Origin of the sequence: Citrobacter rodentium NBRC 105723 = DSM 16636 (genome assembly GCF_021278985.1) — a bacterium.
Lineage (GTDB): Bacteria > Pseudomonadota > Gammaproteobacteria > Enterobacterales > Enterobacteriaceae > Citrobacter_A > Citrobacter_A rodentium.
Genome location: NZ_CP082833.1, coordinates 3,835,878 through 3,852,517, shown reverse-complemented (window position 1 = coordinate 3,852,517; position 16,640 = coordinate 3,835,878). Strand labels below are relative to the sequence as shown.

Genomic DNA, 16,640 nt, shown 5'->3' with positions numbered 1-16,640 from the left:
CGATCAATAGTAAAAGTAACGGATGAAATGGAAGAAGACCGGCGCGGTGAAAATCAGAGAGTCCAGCCTGTCGAGGATGCCACCGTGACCCGGCAACAGGGTTCCGCTGTCTTTGACGCCAATATCGCGCTTGATAGCCGACATCACCACGTCACCACAAAACCCGGTGATGCCGATAATGGCGCCAGCGCATAGCGCCACCGGCCAGCTCATCGGCGTCAGCAACGGCCCGGACAGCCCGGCAACCAGCGCCGTTGTCGCCACGCCGCCCAGCAGTCCCGCCAGCGTTTTATTTGGGCTCACCTTTGGCGTCACCCTGATGCGGCCTAATGATTTCCCCCACAGGTATTGCGCAATATCGTTAAACTCCGTCAGCCCCACCAGGAACAGCACCAGCAATGCGCCCGTCTGTTTACCGTCGGCGGGTAAGACCAGCAGAAAGGCAACATGACTGAAGGCAAAAACGGTGGTCATCAGGCTCCAGTGCAACTGGGAAGCGGTGCGTAAAAAGCCCTGCGTATCGCCGACCAGCACCATCCGCGCGGGTAAGAATAAAAAAGCGTAGACCGGAATAAATACAGCAAACATGCCGTACCAGCCTGTGCCGATAAACCAGTAATTAACGGGAATGGCAATAAACATCCACAGCAGCGGCATCCGGTCCGCCTGTCGGGAGGGTGCCAGCGTCAAAAACTCTTTCAGCGCCAGAAAACTGACCAGCGCGAAAAAGGTTAACGCCAGCCACGCCGGACTCAAGATCGCCAGGGAAAACAGCACCACAATAATCCACCAGGTGCGGATACGCAGGCGTAACTCTTGCCAGTCTTTTTGCGGTCGTAACGCTATCAGCAGCGCCGTCACGGCAGTTGCCGCTATCAGCAGGGCAAACACAACCGCCAGTGATTTCTCCAGCAGCATCATTTGGCCTCCTCAGCGCCCAGCACGCTGCGACAGCGGTTTATGCTGGTCCAGAGCAGAAGGATGATGGCGATACTCCACACGGCGTTATTCCACGTCGCCAGCTGCGGCCAGATTGACAAAACCAGCCCCCACGCGCCGAATACCAGCGCCCGGTCGCTTTTGCCTAATGGCCCGGCGTAACTGCGCACCCCATTGATGGTTTGCGCCAGCATCCCATCCAGCGCATTGAGCGCCATTCGCACAAAGAGGACGACGGGCAGGAGGATCAGCAGTTCCGGACGAGGAAAAAACAGCAGCACGCCGCCCGTCAGAAAAGAGATACCGATAGCGGCAAGCGTAATATGATTAGCGGTGACGCGATGTTTGTGCAACCAGAACATGAGGGGGCGCAGAAGCGCCTGAAAAGCGGGCTTAATCCGATAGAGAGTCATTATCAATCCCTGATAATTAATACAGCCTGTAATAATGCCTCACTTTAAACGCCCTGTGCGTCAGCTCACACTCCCTCAGACAATATTTCGGAATTTACCACCTATTTCTTTAGCCACTTACCGTTGATACCCTGTACATACTCACCCGGTTTTGCGCGCCCGACGAGCTTTTGCCCGGCCAGTTTCGCCACTTCATCCACCGGAATATTGTGGCTTTTCGCCAGCTGTTGATAGCTGGCGTTGCGCGCGGCGTTGATTTCGCTTACCAGCGCCCGGGTTTCAGCATCCTGTTTCAGCGCCACCAGATAGCCATTGAGTGTTTCCCCGACTCGCCCCTGCGTCCTGGCTTCACTTAGCGTCAACGCCAGCGCATTTCCGCCCATCAGGCTCAGCATCAGCGTTGCCAAAATTAACGTTCTTTTCATTATCGCCTCAGAACAGGTCGCTGCGGGATTTAAGCAGGTTTTCCACATCTTTATCGACCTTGATATGGATTTCATGCTCAATTTTCACGTTCATATTGATGGTGATTGGCTCTTTTGGCGCAGCGACTTCAATACGCGGCGTGCAGCCTGTAATTAGCCACAGCGGGAGCATCCCCAGCAGGACTGTCGTGATTTTCATTGGTTTTCCTCACATTCCTTATTTGCCGGACAAGTGGGCATCGGCAGCGCCGCATTCTGTTCCAGCCATGCCTGGAGATTGTCGCCAAAGCGCAGGCTGCGCCACAGCGCGAACACGTTTTCTTCGTGGGTGTAGTTGAGATTGACCGTACCGACTTTTCCCTCCACCCGACTGTTGCCAGTGATTGCCGCCTGCATGGTTAACACGCCAAGATTATCCAGATTGATCCTGGTCCACGAATGGGCAATCTCCATATAGCGCAACCAGTTAATTGCCGCACCGGCAGCCATATGATCTCTCACCACCGCATCGGCGGTGTCTTTATCGATGCGCAGAGTCATGGGGCCGGGATTGGTGAGCCAGCCGTCTTTGATAATCCATTTCTCATTATTCAGCCACAGCGGCAGCGCGCCGCTAATCGGACCGGACAAGGCAAACTGTTTCGGATTGACCGCGCTTATCAGTTCGCTGGATGAGATATTTTCCACCCGGATCAGGGCCGGATCGCGCTGCGGCATGCGCAGCTGTTGCATTCTGACCTTTCCGCCTAAAACGTTAACGTTGACGTCGGTCAGCAACAGCGGGTTATCCTCGCGCCAGGGATAGCCGCCCTGCAGATCGGCGGTGATACCGGTTGCCGTCACCTGATTGACAACTTCGGCAATGCGCAACGTCACCGGCCCGCGCGTCCCCAGTTGCCACGTCCCCGCCGCAAAACGGAACGGCAGGACAAAATCGACGCCATTAATCTGATTATCCGGCATCCATGCACTGCCGCCTTTCAGCACACCGTGACCACCTGCTTCAAATCCCTGCCCGGCCGCGGCGGAAAAGGCCACCTGCGAATACAGCTGGCCGTCGCGTAAATTCATTTTCCAGTCAGGCGGCACCAGCGGCTGGAACACGGTGAGCGATTGTTTCGGCCACCAGGCCTGTCCGCGTAACCGCACGCCGTCCCAGCGCCCGTTAACCCATACCGGCCCTATCGCCCCGGCATGAAGATCGCCTTTGAACTGAAAAAAAGTTGGATCGCGACCGTCAACGCTGAATTTCAGGGTCGATGGCGGTAACACGCTGCCGCCGGAAAAGCGGGTTTCTTCCGCGTCAAGAGAGAGCGCGCCGCTGAAGCGAGGCCGTGTCTCATCGCGCACCCACTGCACGGGTTTATCAAGTACCAGTCGGGGAGAAGTTACCGTCATGACGCCGTACTGCAACTGATTAAAGCCCGTGGACAGGTCCGTCAGGGTAATCACCTTATCGTGCCATTCGCCTTTTCCTGCCACGTCCCAACGGGCATCCATCGGCGTAAAGCTGCCCTTCCCCCAGTAACGCCACTGCCAGCGCCCGGCGTCTGGCAGAAAGTCGTTTGCCAGCCCGTCGAGATGGAGAACAAAGTCTCCCATCTGGTTCTCATGGGCGCGCAGGATCGCCTGTAAGCGTCCGTCCACGCCGCGCCGGGTGACCGTCACGCCCGCCAGCGGCCAGCGGATTTCATCAATATCCAGTGAGTCAATCACCCGCCCGCGCGAACGCAGCAGCGCGCCGGGTTCAAAGGCCAGTAACGGATCGGCAAGGCTGCCGCGCAGCTGTGCGGGCAGCTTCGCATAGAAAATCAGATCGTTCTGCTTCGCTTCGCCGGTTAACTGCAAGGGCATGGCGCTGTTATCCATACTCAGCCTGCCAGGCCCGAACGTCAGCACCGCATTTCCCTTCCCGGCGTCCCCCTGGGTTAAGACGTTCAACCGCCCGCTAATCGTCGCTTTATCGATGCCCTCCTGCCAGTCGGCGACGCTAACCCCCAGCCGACCACTGAGCGGAAAACCAGCATAAGGCCATGTCCAGCGACCATCGCTGATCGTCAGCTTTTGCTGGCTGATAATCCACGGTAAATCGAGAAGCGGTTCGGCGTTGTCCCGCGCCATGACGATCAGCTGTCCTGCGTTTTCACGCCACTCCAGCTCCGCATCCACCAGCGAGGGTTCCTGCGGCAACGTCAGCGTCGCAACGGCACGCCCGTTCACCGGCAGCCCATCCGGCACCAGCGGCAGGGTAAATTCGCCAGCCAGGCGGATCGGCGGCTGCCCGTCAAATGCCTGAACCTCCAGCTCGTCGATGGTGAGCATCTGCCTTTGTATGCGCCCCTGAATGTTTATCTTTTCCCCCTGATAGCGCAACTGCTGTGCGGCTGGCGTTAGCGAGAGATTCAGCTTCCCTTGCCATACCTGCCACGGAGAAAGCACTACGGTATCGATATTAATCCAGGCATTGGGCAGTAAGGACTGCCATTCGGCAAGGGTTCGGGGCGCCGCGGGGGATTGTTCAGTCCGGGGAAGTTTTGCAAGGCAGGCGGAATCCAGTTCGAGGGTGCCGATATCCAGCTGCCAGCGGCTGGGATGGGTTAACGTCGCCTGCCTGACGCGCGCCAGCTGGCATTCATCAGCCAGATATTTCATCTCCGGAATATGTAGCCCCTGGCGCGTCAGGCGCGGGCTTTCATCAAAAGCGATGCGCGTCCCAACCGGAAGCCAGATACCGGCAAGCGTCGGCAGCCACAGCCCCAGCGTCATCACCAGGGTCAACGGTATGAGAACAATCAGCAATACAAGCGCCAGGAAGGCTTTATATTTACCCTTCATGGGCAATTAATGTCCTGATTTTGCGAAAATTAAGCCAGTCTGGCCGCTATTGTGTCATGTTTGCCAAAACATGCCCAGCTTAAGGATAGATCGCCTGAAAACAGACACAACATCCGCCGCTATCTTTTAAATTAAAAAAAACAGACGGATTACATCCTTTTACGGGAAAAACATCGCTGGCAATGAACATCTATACTTTCAGCATCAGGCGGCTGGAGAATTATCATGTGTGGACGCTTTACCCAGGCACAAACCCGTGAAGACTATCTGAGTTATATAGTCAGAGAAGCTGAACGTGATATCGCTTACGACCCGGCGCCAATAAGCCGGTACAACGTGGCGCCCGGGACGAAAGTTTTATTGCTAAGCGAACGCGATGAGCAGTTACATCTGGATCCGGTGTTCTGGGGATACGCGCCAGGATGGTGGGACAAACCGCCGCTGATTAACGCGCGCGTTGAAACAGCAGCCAGCAGCCGGATGTTTAAACCGCTCTGGCAGCATGGGCGCGCTATCTGTTTTGCGGACGGCTGGTTCGAATGGAAAAAGGAAAAAGATAAAAAACAGCCCTACTTCATCCATCGCGCTGACGGTCAGCCAATATTCATGGCCGCCATCGGCAGTACTCCGTTCGAGCGCGGAGATGATGCCGAGGGATTTTTGATTGTGACAGCGGCGGCCGATAGGGGGCTGGTCGATATTCATGACCGCAGGCCGCTGGTTCTGTCGCCGGAAGCGGCGCGGGAATGGATGAGGCAGGACATCGGCGGGAAAGAGGCTGAAGAGATAGCCGCCAGCGGCGCAGTGCCCGCCGACAAGTTTATCTGGCACGCGGTCACGCGCGCCGTGGGAAACGTAAAAAATCAGGGTCCGGCGTTAATTGAACCCGTCTGATGATGCACAGGAGACGGGAACACAGGGGTACTATTTTCTTTCATCAACACCGTTAAGAAATTAATCGCTAATAACCCCCCCTCCAGCAGATCCCGAACAACGCTTTCCCTTGGCGACCGGATGCCTGTCAAAGATTTACCAGCCAAATTTTTTGCCGCAAGAATCTTCTGATAAGACACATAAAAATCCAAAGGCCAACGGCAATTTCAGGAACAATTCATCATGAAAACGAAAAAACCTCTCCCATTCCACCCTAAGATGGCCATGATATAAATCAGATTAAGAATGTTCTGATCAAGGGGAAATACCTTTAGAAAATCACTGCCATCTCCGAACATTCACTGCCACTCTTTCTGCTACTGTTAGTATGCAAACACGCATCCCGTGTTTCAATTATGTTAAATAACACTCATTATGCCCAGACAAATAGCCATTAAGGCAAAATCACCAGATCAACCAAATCAGAACATAATGATTACATAAAATAAATATGATCGAGCACTGTGAGGGCGAACGATCAACTTTTAATACCGTTCTTTGTAACTACGCCTGGACACAATTGGCAATATTCTTATTTGGAGGTATTGAGTTTGTAACATCAACACTTTAAAATCCAATCGATGTTAATGGAGCGTGTACAGGATGTATATCAATATGAAATTTATTTCTGAAGTTTCTGCATTAATGCTATTGAGTTGGTCTACCTCGGCATCAACATTATATTTCAATTCAAGCGAAATAGTTGAAGACGGGACATGGGATTGGGAAAACAAAGGATATGTTATAGGCGGTGGAGAGGGTAATAACGGTAAGCTTATTTTAAAAGGTTCATCAAGTTACAACCATTTTTTTAATGTTGGGATGAATGGAGGGAACGGCTCGTTAACAATCTCGGAATACGCGAAAAACCTGAACGCCAACACTTCCTTTTCGGTTGGTACAGTTAGCAGCGATAATATATCAGTTAATAACACTATCGGTACGTTAAATATTAAAGGTTCAGATACAGGTGCAATAACCTCGCTTGATCTGAATGTTGGTAGCAGCGGGCTTTATGACTGGAATACAAAACGTAGCAGTCAAGTTACAGGTACATTGAATATTGTTGACGGCGCGATACTCAATGTCGGCGAACCCGTAAACTACTCCAAAAATAAAGCTTATGTCGGGGCGGGCAACACAAGCAACACCGGTATAATAAATGTATCCGGAGCGGGGAGCGAGCTGAATCTAATCAGTAATGCGCCATATCTCGGTGACCTCGCCGAGAATGGAACGCTGTATCTTGGTTATATTGGAAAAGGCATCCTTAATATAACGGATAGCGGAACATTTTCGGCAGGACAAATAAGCGCATCAACAACGCTTGCCAATAAGGATTCTTTTTCAGCTCTGGAAACGCCCTCTGCCATAATCAACGTTTCTGGCCCGGGAAGCCGACTCATCGTCAGAAGCATGATGTCTCTTGCGGCTGACGCCATTATTTCTCTACAGGCCATTGACGTCAGGTTAACGCAGAAAGGCGCTGGCAATGCGGTTCTCAATATTGATGATTATGCAGACGTAATATTTGAAGGCAAGGCGAATACTGATGAAGATGGCTTTGAAAATCTGGTCTCGGGACTTTTCATGGCCAGTAACGCGGCAACATCTGCAATTGTTAATCTTAATAAAAACGGTTACATGACCATATCAAACAGTAATCTGTCACCTGATGAAGACGCTATTATTGCAGGAGAGGGTTATTATGAATTTAATCTCAATGGCGGTACCCTGCGTGTTAATGATTGCAAATATTGCGACAATAAACTTACCACTAAAGTCAATATGAACGTGCTTTCGGAGTCAGTTCTTGAAGCAGATGAACATAAGGAAATGTATCTTAACGGCTCATTAACGGGTCAGGGGGGGATAGTTAAATCAGGAGAGGGGCTGGTTGCATTAGCCGGAAGTAATAATTATTCCGGCGGAACCCGGGTTGAAGGCGGAGAACTACGTTCCGATAGTAATAACGCATTCGTCAATAAAACATCCTATATCGTCAATTCCGGCAGGCTCAACCTTAACAACCACGATTTAATCATGTCGCATCTTTCTGGCGATGGCGGTATCGTTGATGTCACTGCGGCCAGCCTTAACATCGATCAAAACGCTGACAGCCTCTATGCAGGTTCATTTGCAGGAACCGGGCAGATCGAAAAAAATGGCCATTCGACGTTATACCTCAGCGGTAACAGTAAAGGTTACAAAGGTGACTTCTCTGTCACCGGTGGGAGCGTAGACTCTTCTGATGCTTTAGGCGGAAATATTTTCATCAATGATGGAACTATTTTATCTGCGGAAGGCTATCTGGGAAAAACGACGGTAAAGAAAGGTGGAACCCTCAGAGTTGGCAGCTATTTTTCTGAAAAAACAACGCCATCTCAACTCGTTGTCGATACCAGCCTTAGCAATGCGGGAAAAATATTTATCGCAAAAAATGGCCATATAACAAAAGAGTCCGTTGGTAACGAGCTACTGGTGAGGGGGAATTATGTCGGTAATGATGGGCATATCCATTTCAATACCGTGCTCGGTGATGATTCCTCTCTCACTGACCGAATGAAAATCACGGGAAACTCTTCAGGAACGACCTATGTGCATGTGAATAACGTAGGTGGCACTGGGGATTATACCGTTAAGGGAATTGAACTCGTTAGTGTTGACGGCCTGTCCGACGGTATATTCCGTCAAAAAGAGCGTATTGTCGGTGGCGCTTATGATTACTATTTAACCAGGGGTAAAGGCGCCGATTATAAAAACTGGTACCTTGTAAATACGAAACCCGATCCAGAACCTGGTCCTGAACCCTCCCCTGTTCAGCCACCAGTACCCACTCCCGTTCCCACCCCGGAGCCGGATACGAAGCCAGCATTCCGGCCTGAAGGAAGTGAATACGCAGCAAACCTGCAGGCCGCAAATACCTTATTTGTACACCGGTTACATGACCGCCTGGGAGAAACGCATTATGTTGACGCGCTGACGGGTGAAGAGAAAGTTACCAGCATGTGGTTACGAAATGTCGGCGGACACACCCGATTTAAAGACAGCAGCGGCCAACTGAAAACACAGGCGAACCGCTACGTTCTGCAACTGGGCGGCGACATCGCGCAGTGGAGCAGCAATGGTGAAAATCGCTTCCATTTAGGGGTCATGGGGGGTTATGGCAATCAGAAAAGCAATACGCGAAGCGGCTACAGCGGTTACCGAGCCGACGGGAGCGTAGCGGGTTATAGCGTTGGCCTCTACGGAACCTGGCTCGAGGATAATAACGAGAAAACCGGCGGTTATCTTGATACATGGATGCTCTATAGCTGGTTTAATAACGCCGTAAGCGGCCAGTCGCTTTCCTCTGAAAACTATAAGTCGAAAGGCGTAACTGCGTCTGTTGAAGCAGGTTATACCTGGAAGACGGGTGAGAAAAATAAGCGGGAAAGCTATTACATCCAGCCTGTAGCGCAACTGACATGGATGGGGGTTAACGCTGACGATCATCGGGAATCGAACGGAACGCTCGTACGCAGCCGCGGGGAGGGAAATATTCAGTCCCGCCTTGGCCTGAGAGCCTTTATTAAAGGGCACAGTCTGGTTGATGAAGGTAAAAATCGGTTATTTGAACCCTTTGTGGAAGTTAACTGGCTGCATAACACAAAAACGTTTACCACACTGATGAATGGTACAGAAGTGAAACAGGCCGGGGCCCGAAACCTGGGTGAACTGAAGGCCGGCGTTGAAAGCCAGCTTACACCCAATGTGAATCTGTGGGGCAATGTCGCGCAGCAGATTGGCGACAGAGGGTATAGCGATACGCAAGCCATACTGGGTGTGAAGTACCTCTTCTGACGAAGGGTTACGGGATATCCCCTTCTTATCCGTGTTACCAGGTCGCGATAAGGCGGTCATGGTGAAAGGAAAACGGTCATTAATAATGGCCGTTTTTTTATGGTCTGTCCCCAACAGGATTGTTACGCGGAGCAATCTTGTTTTTTCTGCATATGTTAAGAACCTGCATCTTTATGTCCCCTGCCCCAGACCACACTTTCTTGTAAAAATCATGTAAAATCAATTCCATGCGCAAATCAGCAAGAGATGCTCTAAAATTATTGTTAACAGTCATGACTTTCAATATTTTTATATTTTGTAAAATATTTTTAATTGCTTAAGCGTGATTCAACATCACTGGAGAAAGTCTTATGAAACTCGCCGTCTACAGCACCAAACAGTACGACAAGAAGTACCTGCAACAGGTCAACGAGGCTTTTGGCTTTGATCTTGAATTCTTTGACTTTTTACTCACCGAAAAGACCGCCAAAACCGCGCATGGCTGCGAAGCCGTCTGTATCTTTGTTAATGATGACGGCAGCCGCCCGGTACTGGAAGAGCTAAAAAAACAGGGCGTGCGGTATATCGCCCTGCGCTGCGCCGGGTTTAATAATGTCGATCTTGAGGCCGCGAAAGAACTGGAATTACAGGTCGTTCGCGTCCCTGCCTATTCGCCGGAAGCCGTAGCGGAACATGCCGTCGGGATGATGATGACGCTGAACCGCCGTATTCACCGCGCATATCAACGTACCCGTGATGCTAACTTCTCGTTGGAAGGCCTGACCGGCTTTACGATGCACGGCAAAACCGCAGGCATTATTGGCACCGGTAAGATTGGTATCGCGGCCCTGCGCATTCTGAAAGGGTTTGGTATGCGTCTGCTGGCGTTCGATCCGTATCCCAGCGCTGCGGCCCTCGATCTGGGCGTGGAGTATGTCGATCTCACCACGCTGTTTGCGGAATCCGATGTAATTTCACTGCACTGCCCGTTAACGCCGGAAAACTATCACCTGTTGAACCACGCCGCGTTCGATCAGATGAAAAACGGCGTGATGGTGATTAACACCAGCCGCGGGGCGTTAATCGACTCGCAGGCCGCCATTGACGCGCTGAAAAATCAGAAAATTGGTTCGCTGGGTATGGATGTTTATGAGAACGAGCGCGACCTGTTCTTTGAAGACAAGTCCAACGACGTCATTCAGGATGATGTGTTCCGTCGCCTCTCCGCCTGCCACAACGTCCTGTTTACCGGGCATCAGGCCTTCCTGACCGCAGAAGCGCTTACCAGCATTTCTGAAACCACTTTGCAAAATTTGCAGCAGTTAGCCAACGGCGAAAGCTGTCCAAACGCCCTGTTTTAACCTGTATCCCCTCCTGCCGCAGGAGGGGATTTCAGATTTTCCCCAAAGCCATCTCCGGTAAGATCGTTATCCTGATGCGGAGAAAAGGATTCAGAGAGTAAATATGAAGAACGTTGTCGCGCTGGCTGCGCTGAGCCTGCTGATGGCAGGTTGTGTAAGTAATGGGAAGATATCTGTCAGCCGTGAGCAGTTGCAGCATCACCGCTTCGTGCTGGAAAGCGTGGATGGTAAAGCCATTGCCACTACGGCAAATCCGCCCGAGCTCAGCTTCGGCGAGAAGATGACCCTTTCAGGCAAAATGTGCAATCGCTTTCACGGCCAGGCTACGCTGTCTGATGGCGCACTAAAGGTAAAAGAGCTGGCAATGACGCGCATGATGTGCGCCAGTCCGCAGCTGGCTGAACTGGATAACACGCTGAGTACCATGCTCAGACAAGGCGCGCAGGTTGATCTGACCGCAAACCAGCTGACCCTGGCGACAGCCGAACATACGCTGAGCTACAGGCTGGCTGACTTAGTACAGTAACGGGCGCTTAATAGCTGCCGCAACGTCCCGCGGCGAGTGATTGCTCGCTGCAACGTTTGCCGTTAGGAAGCGCGCACATGCCAATTGCAGAACCGTCTAATTGCCGGGCGACAGAGAGCGAACCGCCTATCATCGCGCAGTTGGCTTCACCGGAGCTGGACATCGCCGCCCGTAACCCTGGCGCGACATGCGCTGCCGTCGCCTGCTGAACCGGCTCATTATCACTGCTGCACGCCGACAATAATAACGCGGCACATCCTACCCAAAACGCTGCGCGCATTTTACTCCCCTTCTGATTTAAGCTAAACGAAACGCCCTAATAATAGGCATGCGAATCGATTGCGTCGAGGGCTAAAGCGCGCATTTATGCGCCACGGCCACATTTACTTGCCTTTTCCCACTCTGTTTTGATTCACATCACGCGCCGATCCGCCGGGCGGTGACGTAGCGCGCCTGCCAGTAATTGCTTGAAAGTTGTGACAACGTCACCCCCTGCGAACTTGAAGCATGAATAAACGCATCATTACCGATATAGACGCCTACGTGATGCACGCCGGGCTTGGTTTCAAAAAAGACCAGGTCGCCGACACTCAGCGCATCGCGTGGGATCCGTTGTCCCATGCGACGCTGTTCCAGTGCCGTCCGTGGTAAATGCTTATGAATCACCGAGGCGATAATTCTGCGGGTAAACGCCGAGCAGTCGATCCCCCTGTGACTGTCCCCTCCCCACCGGTAATTCGTACCACGCCACGCCGCGAATTCGTTCATAATACGGCGCTTCAGCTGCGTCCTGTTGCCCTGAGCAGGCGCAGGAGCATAGCGCATATCAGAAGAAGAAAATGACGTAATGGTATCGCGTCCCCACTCCAGTGCCTGAATTTTGACAAAAGCAAACGACGACGATGAGGCCGAAATAAAGAAAATAAACAAAATTAAACGCATCATAACTTAATTAAAACAGGTAATTACATTATCACTTCCAGACTTTTGCGCGCACCAAAGAGATTTATCTTTAACGATAGATTAAAAAAATGTTCTTCGCATGTATCTGCGAATTAATATTGTTATTGAAATGACTAAGTTGAAAATAACAGGATGCAAACTGTCCTGCTGTGGATGCAGTGTAGGGAGGAAGGTGGCACAGCCCAACTGAAATAGTCTTATTAAGGCGACTTAGTTGTATAAGATAGATTGAAGCTGTTCATTTTATTATCTATTTCCGCAAAACAGGCAACCTTCCATTTCTGGACCTTAACAATATTTATTGTCCTCCCTCTGTTAATCCCGGGTTAATAACGGGCCGATTCTTTATATTTTCGTTAAATGGCAATACGCGTTTTCCCGCGCTTACGACAAATCCGCAGGCACGTGTACGTTAACGAAATATTAATATATCGCTTCTGTTTCGCGATCCTTGTGTCAATTTGTGCACTCGAAAGCCGCATAACTTCAAGGGAATACAGGAAAGTCCTATACTGAAGGAATAACTATCAGGGCGCTAAGTGGTTTCCTGCGTCCCTCATTTTGCGCAATGTAAGGGTGTTCTATGATTACAACTGACGGTAATGGCGCAGTCGCCTCGGTGGCGTTCCGCACCAGTGAAGTTATCGCCATCTACCCCATTACGCCCAGTTCTACGATGGCCGAGCAGGCTGATGCCTGGTCCGGCAACGGGCTTAAAAACGTCTGGGGTGATACCCCTCGCGTTGTTGAAATGCAGTCAGAGGGCGGCGCAATCGCAGCCGTACACGGCGCGTTACAAACCGGCGCGCTTTCCACCTCCTTTACCTCTTCCCAGGGGCTTCTGCTGATGATCCCGACGCTGTACAAACTGGCGGGACAATTAACCCCCTTTGTACTGCACGTCGCCGCACGTACCGTCGCTACGCACGCGCTGTCCATTTTTGGCGACCATTCCGACGTAATGGCGGTACGCCAGACCGGCTGCGCCATGCTGAGCGCGGCCAGCGTTCAGGAAGCCCAGGACTTTGCGCTGATTTCGCAAATGGCGACGCTGAAAAGCCGGGTGCCTTTTATTCACTTTTTCGATGGGTTCCGTACCTCGCACGAAATAAACAAGATCGTACCGCTGGCGGACGATACCATCCTGAACCTGATGCCGCAGGCAGAGATTGACGCGCACCGCGCCAGGGCGCTGAATCCGGAGCATCCGGTGATTCGCGGCACGTCGGCGAACCCCGACACCTATTTCCAGTCCCGCGAAGCGACAAACCCGTGGTACAACGCCGTTTACCAGCATGTTGAACAGGCGATGAACGACTTCGCTGCAGCAACCGGCCGTCAGTATCAGCCATTCGAATATTACGGCCACCCGCAGGCGGAACGGGTAATTATCCTGATGGGTTCCGCCATCGGCACCTGCGAAGAGGTGGTTGACGAACTGCTGACCCACAGTGAGAAAGTGGGCGTGCTGAAAGTTCGTCTCTTCCGCCCCTTCTCCGCTAAGCATCTGCTGCAGGCCCTGCCGGAAACGGCGCGCTCCGTCGCCGTGCTCGACCGCACCAAAGAGCCGGGCGCGCAGGCGGAACCCTTATACCTTGACGTAATGACCGCGCTGGCGGAGGCGTTTAACGGCGGCGAGCGCGAAACGCTGCCGCGCGTCATCGGTGGTCGCTATGGCCTGTCATCGAAAGAGTTTGGCCCGGAATGTGTGCTGGCCGTCTTTAATGAGCTGAGCAGCGACAAGCCGAAATCCCGGTTTACGGTCGGGATCTATGATGATGTGACCAACCTGTCGCTAGCGCTGCCGGAAAACTCCCTGCCTGCAACGGCGAAACTGGAGGCGCTGTTTTACGGCCTGGGCAGCGACGGGAGCGTCTCGGCGACCAAGAACAACATCAAAATCATCGGCAACTCCACGCCCTGGTACGCGCAGGGTTATTTTGTCTACGACTCGAAGAAAGCTGGCGGTCTGACGGTGTCCCACTTACGGGTGAGCGAACAACCTGTCCGTTCCGCTTATCTTATCTCCCGGGCGGATTTTGTCGGCTGCCACCAGCTGCAGTTTATCGATAAATATCAGATGGCGGAACGCCTCAAGCCCGGCGGGATTTTTCTGCTCAACACGCCGTACAGCGCAGACGAAGTCTGGGCGCGTCTGCCGCAGGAAGTCCAGGCGGTACTGAACCAGAAGAAAGCGCGTTTTTACGCGATCAATGCGGCTAAAATCGCCCGCGAATGCGGACTGGCGGCGCGTATCAACACCGTCATGCAAATGGCCTTCTTCCATCTCACGCAAATCCTGCCTGGCGACAGCGCGTTGGCCGAGCTTCAGGGCGCCATCGCCAAAAGCTACAGCAGCAAAGGTCAGGATCTGGTGGAGCGTAACTGGCAGGCGCTGGCGCTGGCGCGCGAATCCGTCGCCGAAGTGCCGTTACAACCGGTGAATCCGCACAGCGCCAACCGTCCGCCGGTGGTTTCCGACGCCGCGCCTGACTTCGTCAAAACCGTTACCGCCGCCATGCTGGCAGGTCTTGGCGATGCGCTGCCGGTTTCCGCCCTTCCCCCTGACGGCACCTGGCCGCTGGGCACCACGCGCTGGGAAAAACGCAACATCGCCGAAGAAATTCCGATCTGGAAAGAGGAACTGTGCACCCAGTGTAACCATTGCGTGGCCGCCTGCCCGCACTCAGCGATTCGCGCGAAGGTGGTTTCACCGCAGGATATGGAAAACGCCCCTGCCACCCTGCATTCGCTGGATGTAAAATCACGCGATATGCGCGGACAAAAATACATGCTGCAGGTGGCGCCGGAAGACTGCACCGGCTGTAACCTGTGCGTGGAAGTTTGCCCGGCGAAAGATCGCCAGAACCCGGAAATCAAGGCCATCAATATGATGTCGCGCCTTGAACACGTCGAAGAAGAAAAAGTGAATTATGACTTCTTCCTCGATCTGCCGGAAATTGACCGCAGTAAGCTGGAGCGCATTGATATCCGCACCTCGCAGCTGATTACGCCGCTGTTTGAGTATTCCGGCGCCTGTTCCGGCTGCGGCGAAACGCCGTACATTAAGTTACTGACCCAGCTATATGGCGACCGTATGCTGATTGCCAACGCGACCGGCTGCTCCTCCATTTATGGCGGCAACCTGCCCTCCACGCCGTATACCACCGATGCGCACGGTCGCGGTCCGGCCTGGGCCAACTCGCTCTTTGAAGATAACGCCGAGTTCGGTCTCGGCTTCCGTCTCAGCGTCGACCAGCATCGCGTTCGCGTGCTGCGTCTGCTGACGCAGTTTGCCGATAAGATCCCGGCGGATCTGTATGAAGCGTTACATGCGCAGGCAACGCCGGAAGCGCGTCGCGAGCAGGTGGCGGCGCTGCGCCAACAGCTGAAAGAGGTCGACGGCGCGCAGGAGCTGCTGACCGACGCCGATGCGCTGGTGGAAAAATCAATCTGGCTGATTGGCGGCGACGGCTGGGCCTACGACATTGGCTTCGGCGGCCTGGATCACGTGCTCAGTCTGACCGAGAACGTCAATATCCTGGTGCTGGATACGCAGTGCTACTCCAACACCGGCGGACAGGCTTCAAAAGCGACGCCGCTGGGCGCCGTGACGAAGTTTGGCGAGCACGGCAAGCGCAAAGCGCGCAAAGATCTCGGCGTCAGCATGATGATGTATGGTCACGTTTACGTCGCACAGATCTCCCTCGGCGCGCAGCTTAACCAGACCGTGAAAGCGATTCAGGAAGCGGAAGCCTATCCGGGTCCGTCGCTAATCATCGCCTATAGCCCGTGCGAAGAACACGGTTACGATCTGGCGCTGAGTCACGATCAGATGCGTCAGCTGACGGCAACCGGCTTCTGGCCGCTGTATCGCTTTGATCCGCGTCGGGCGGAAGAAGGTAAATTACCGCTGGCGCTGGATTCCCGTCCGCCGTCAGATGCGCTGGCGGAAACGCTGCTGAATGAGCAACGCTTCCGCCGTCTGAACGCCCAGCAGCCGGACGTCGCGGAGCAATTATGGAGAGACGCCGCCGCAGATCTGCAAAAACGCTATGATTTCCTGGCGCAGCTGGCGGGAAAAGCGGAAACACCCCGTAGCGAATAACCGCTATGAGTCGATCAGGTAAAAAAAAGCCCGAACATTCGTTCGGGCTTGTCATTATGATTGTTGGCAAATCAGTACGCTTCGCAATGGGCCAACAAAAAGCAAACATTGACAATAAAGGCATATAACCTGCGCAGAATATCCTAATATAGTTATTTTGTATAATTTTTATTTTATATATTTCCCAGCAAATACATTCACGGTAATTATCACTATTTCCGCAGAATCATTTAATTAACGTTTTACTTAATACGTAACAATTCATATTTATCTCTTTACGGAACTTCTCCTTTAGCATGCTTTTGCTCCCCTAAG

The 16,640-nt window shown here is 52.7% G+C and carries 12 protein-coding genes; 5 read left to right on the top strand and 7 right to left on the bottom strand.

Annotated elements, in window-relative coordinates; translation table 11 throughout:
• Positions 1-3 precede the first annotated feature (3 nt).
• The 5 genes from K7R23_RS18280 to K7R23_RS18260 all read right to left on the bottom strand — a co-directional run bounded on the left by K7R23_RS18280 (position 4) and on the right by K7R23_RS18260 (position 4,612).
• A complete protein-coding gene (locus tag K7R23_RS18280; RefSeq protein WP_012905888.1) occupies positions 4-921 on the bottom strand; it encodes a phosphatidate cytidylyltransferase in 918 nt (305 codons plus the stop codon).
• Complete coding sequence (locus tag K7R23_RS18275) at positions 918-1,352, bottom strand: CDP-alcohol phosphatidyltransferase (RefSeq protein ID WP_012905889.1); 435 nt, start codon at positions 1,350-1,352, stop codon at positions 918-920. The genes K7R23_RS18280 and K7R23_RS18275 overlap by 4 nt, the downstream gene beginning before the upstream one ends.
• 101 nt (positions 1,353-1,453) lie before the next feature.
• Positions 1,454-1,777 carry a YdbL family probable chaperone protein gene (locus tag K7R23_RS18270; protein WP_012905890.1) on the bottom strand — a complete coding sequence of 108 codons (324 nt, stop codon included), beginning with the start codon at positions 1,775-1,777 and terminating at the stop codon, positions 1,454-1,456.
• A gap of 7 nt (positions 1,778-1,784) precedes the next feature.
• Positions 1,785-1,949 carry a YnbE family lipoprotein gene (locus K7R23_RS18265; RefSeq protein WP_374952015.1) on the bottom strand — a complete coding sequence of 55 codons (165 nt, stop codon included), beginning with the start codon at positions 1,947-1,949 and terminating at the stop codon, positions 1,785-1,787.
• A 23-nt stretch (positions 1,950-1,972) separates the two neighbouring features.
• Positions 1,973-4,612 (bottom strand): YdbH family protein, encoded by a 2,640-nt coding sequence (locus tag K7R23_RS18260; protein ID WP_012905891.1) that lies wholly within the window; start codon positions 4,610-4,612, stop codon positions 1,973-1,975.
• A gap of 225 nt (positions 4,613-4,837) precedes the next feature.
• Here K7R23_RS18260 and K7R23_RS18255 point away from each other — a divergent pair, with 225 nt between their 5' ends.
• From K7R23_RS18255 to hslJ, 4 genes are all read left to right on the top strand, one after another.
• Positions 4,838-5,506, top strand: coding sequence for an SOS response-associated peptidase (locus K7R23_RS18255; RefSeq protein WP_012905892.1), 669 nt, complete (start codon positions 4,838-4,840; stop codon positions 5,504-5,506).
• Positions 5,507-6,160: 654 nt separating this feature from the next.
• Positions 6,161-9,388: an autotransporter outer membrane beta-barrel domain-containing protein gene (locus K7R23_RS18250; protein ID WP_042623019.1), complete on the top strand. Its 3,228-nt coding sequence runs from the start codon at positions 6,161-6,163 to the stop codon at positions 9,386-9,388.
• Between the two features lie 350 nt (positions 9,389-9,738).
• Positions 9,739-10,728 (top strand): 2-hydroxyacid dehydrogenase, encoded by a 990-nt coding sequence (locus tag K7R23_RS18245; protein ID WP_012905894.1) that lies wholly within the window; start codon positions 9,739-9,741, stop codon positions 10,726-10,728.
• Positions 10,729-10,831: 103 nt separating this feature from the next.
• Positions 10,832-11,254: a heat shock protein HslJ gene (gene hslJ, locus K7R23_RS18240; RefSeq protein ID WP_012905895.1), complete on the top strand. Its 423-nt coding sequence runs from the start codon at positions 10,832-10,834 to the stop codon at positions 11,252-11,254.
• A 7-nt stretch (positions 11,255-11,261) separates the two neighbouring features.
• Here hslJ and K7R23_RS18235 read toward each other — a convergent pair whose 3' ends face one another.
• Both K7R23_RS18235 and K7R23_RS18230 read right to left on the bottom strand, forming a co-directional pair.
• Positions 11,262-11,534: a putative hemolysin gene (locus tag K7R23_RS18235; RefSeq protein WP_024132676.1), complete on the bottom strand. Its 273-nt coding sequence runs from the start codon at positions 11,532-11,534 to the stop codon at positions 11,262-11,264.
• Positions 11,535-11,671: 137 nt separating this feature from the next.
• Positions 11,672-12,199, bottom strand: a complete 528-nt coding sequence (locus tag K7R23_RS18230; protein WP_049794248.1) for an NlpC/P60 family protein — start codon at positions 12,197-12,199, stop codon at positions 11,672-11,674.
• A 601-nt stretch (positions 12,200-12,800) separates the two neighbouring features.
• On the opposite strand from K7R23_RS18230, the gene nifJ reads away from it, so the two are divergent.
• Positions 12,801-16,325 (top strand): pyruvate:ferredoxin (flavodoxin) oxidoreductase, encoded by a 3,525-nt coding sequence (gene nifJ, locus K7R23_RS18225; RefSeq protein WP_012905898.1) that lies wholly within the window; start codon positions 12,801-12,803, stop codon positions 16,323-16,325.
• Positions 16,326-16,640: the final 315 nt, after the last annotated feature.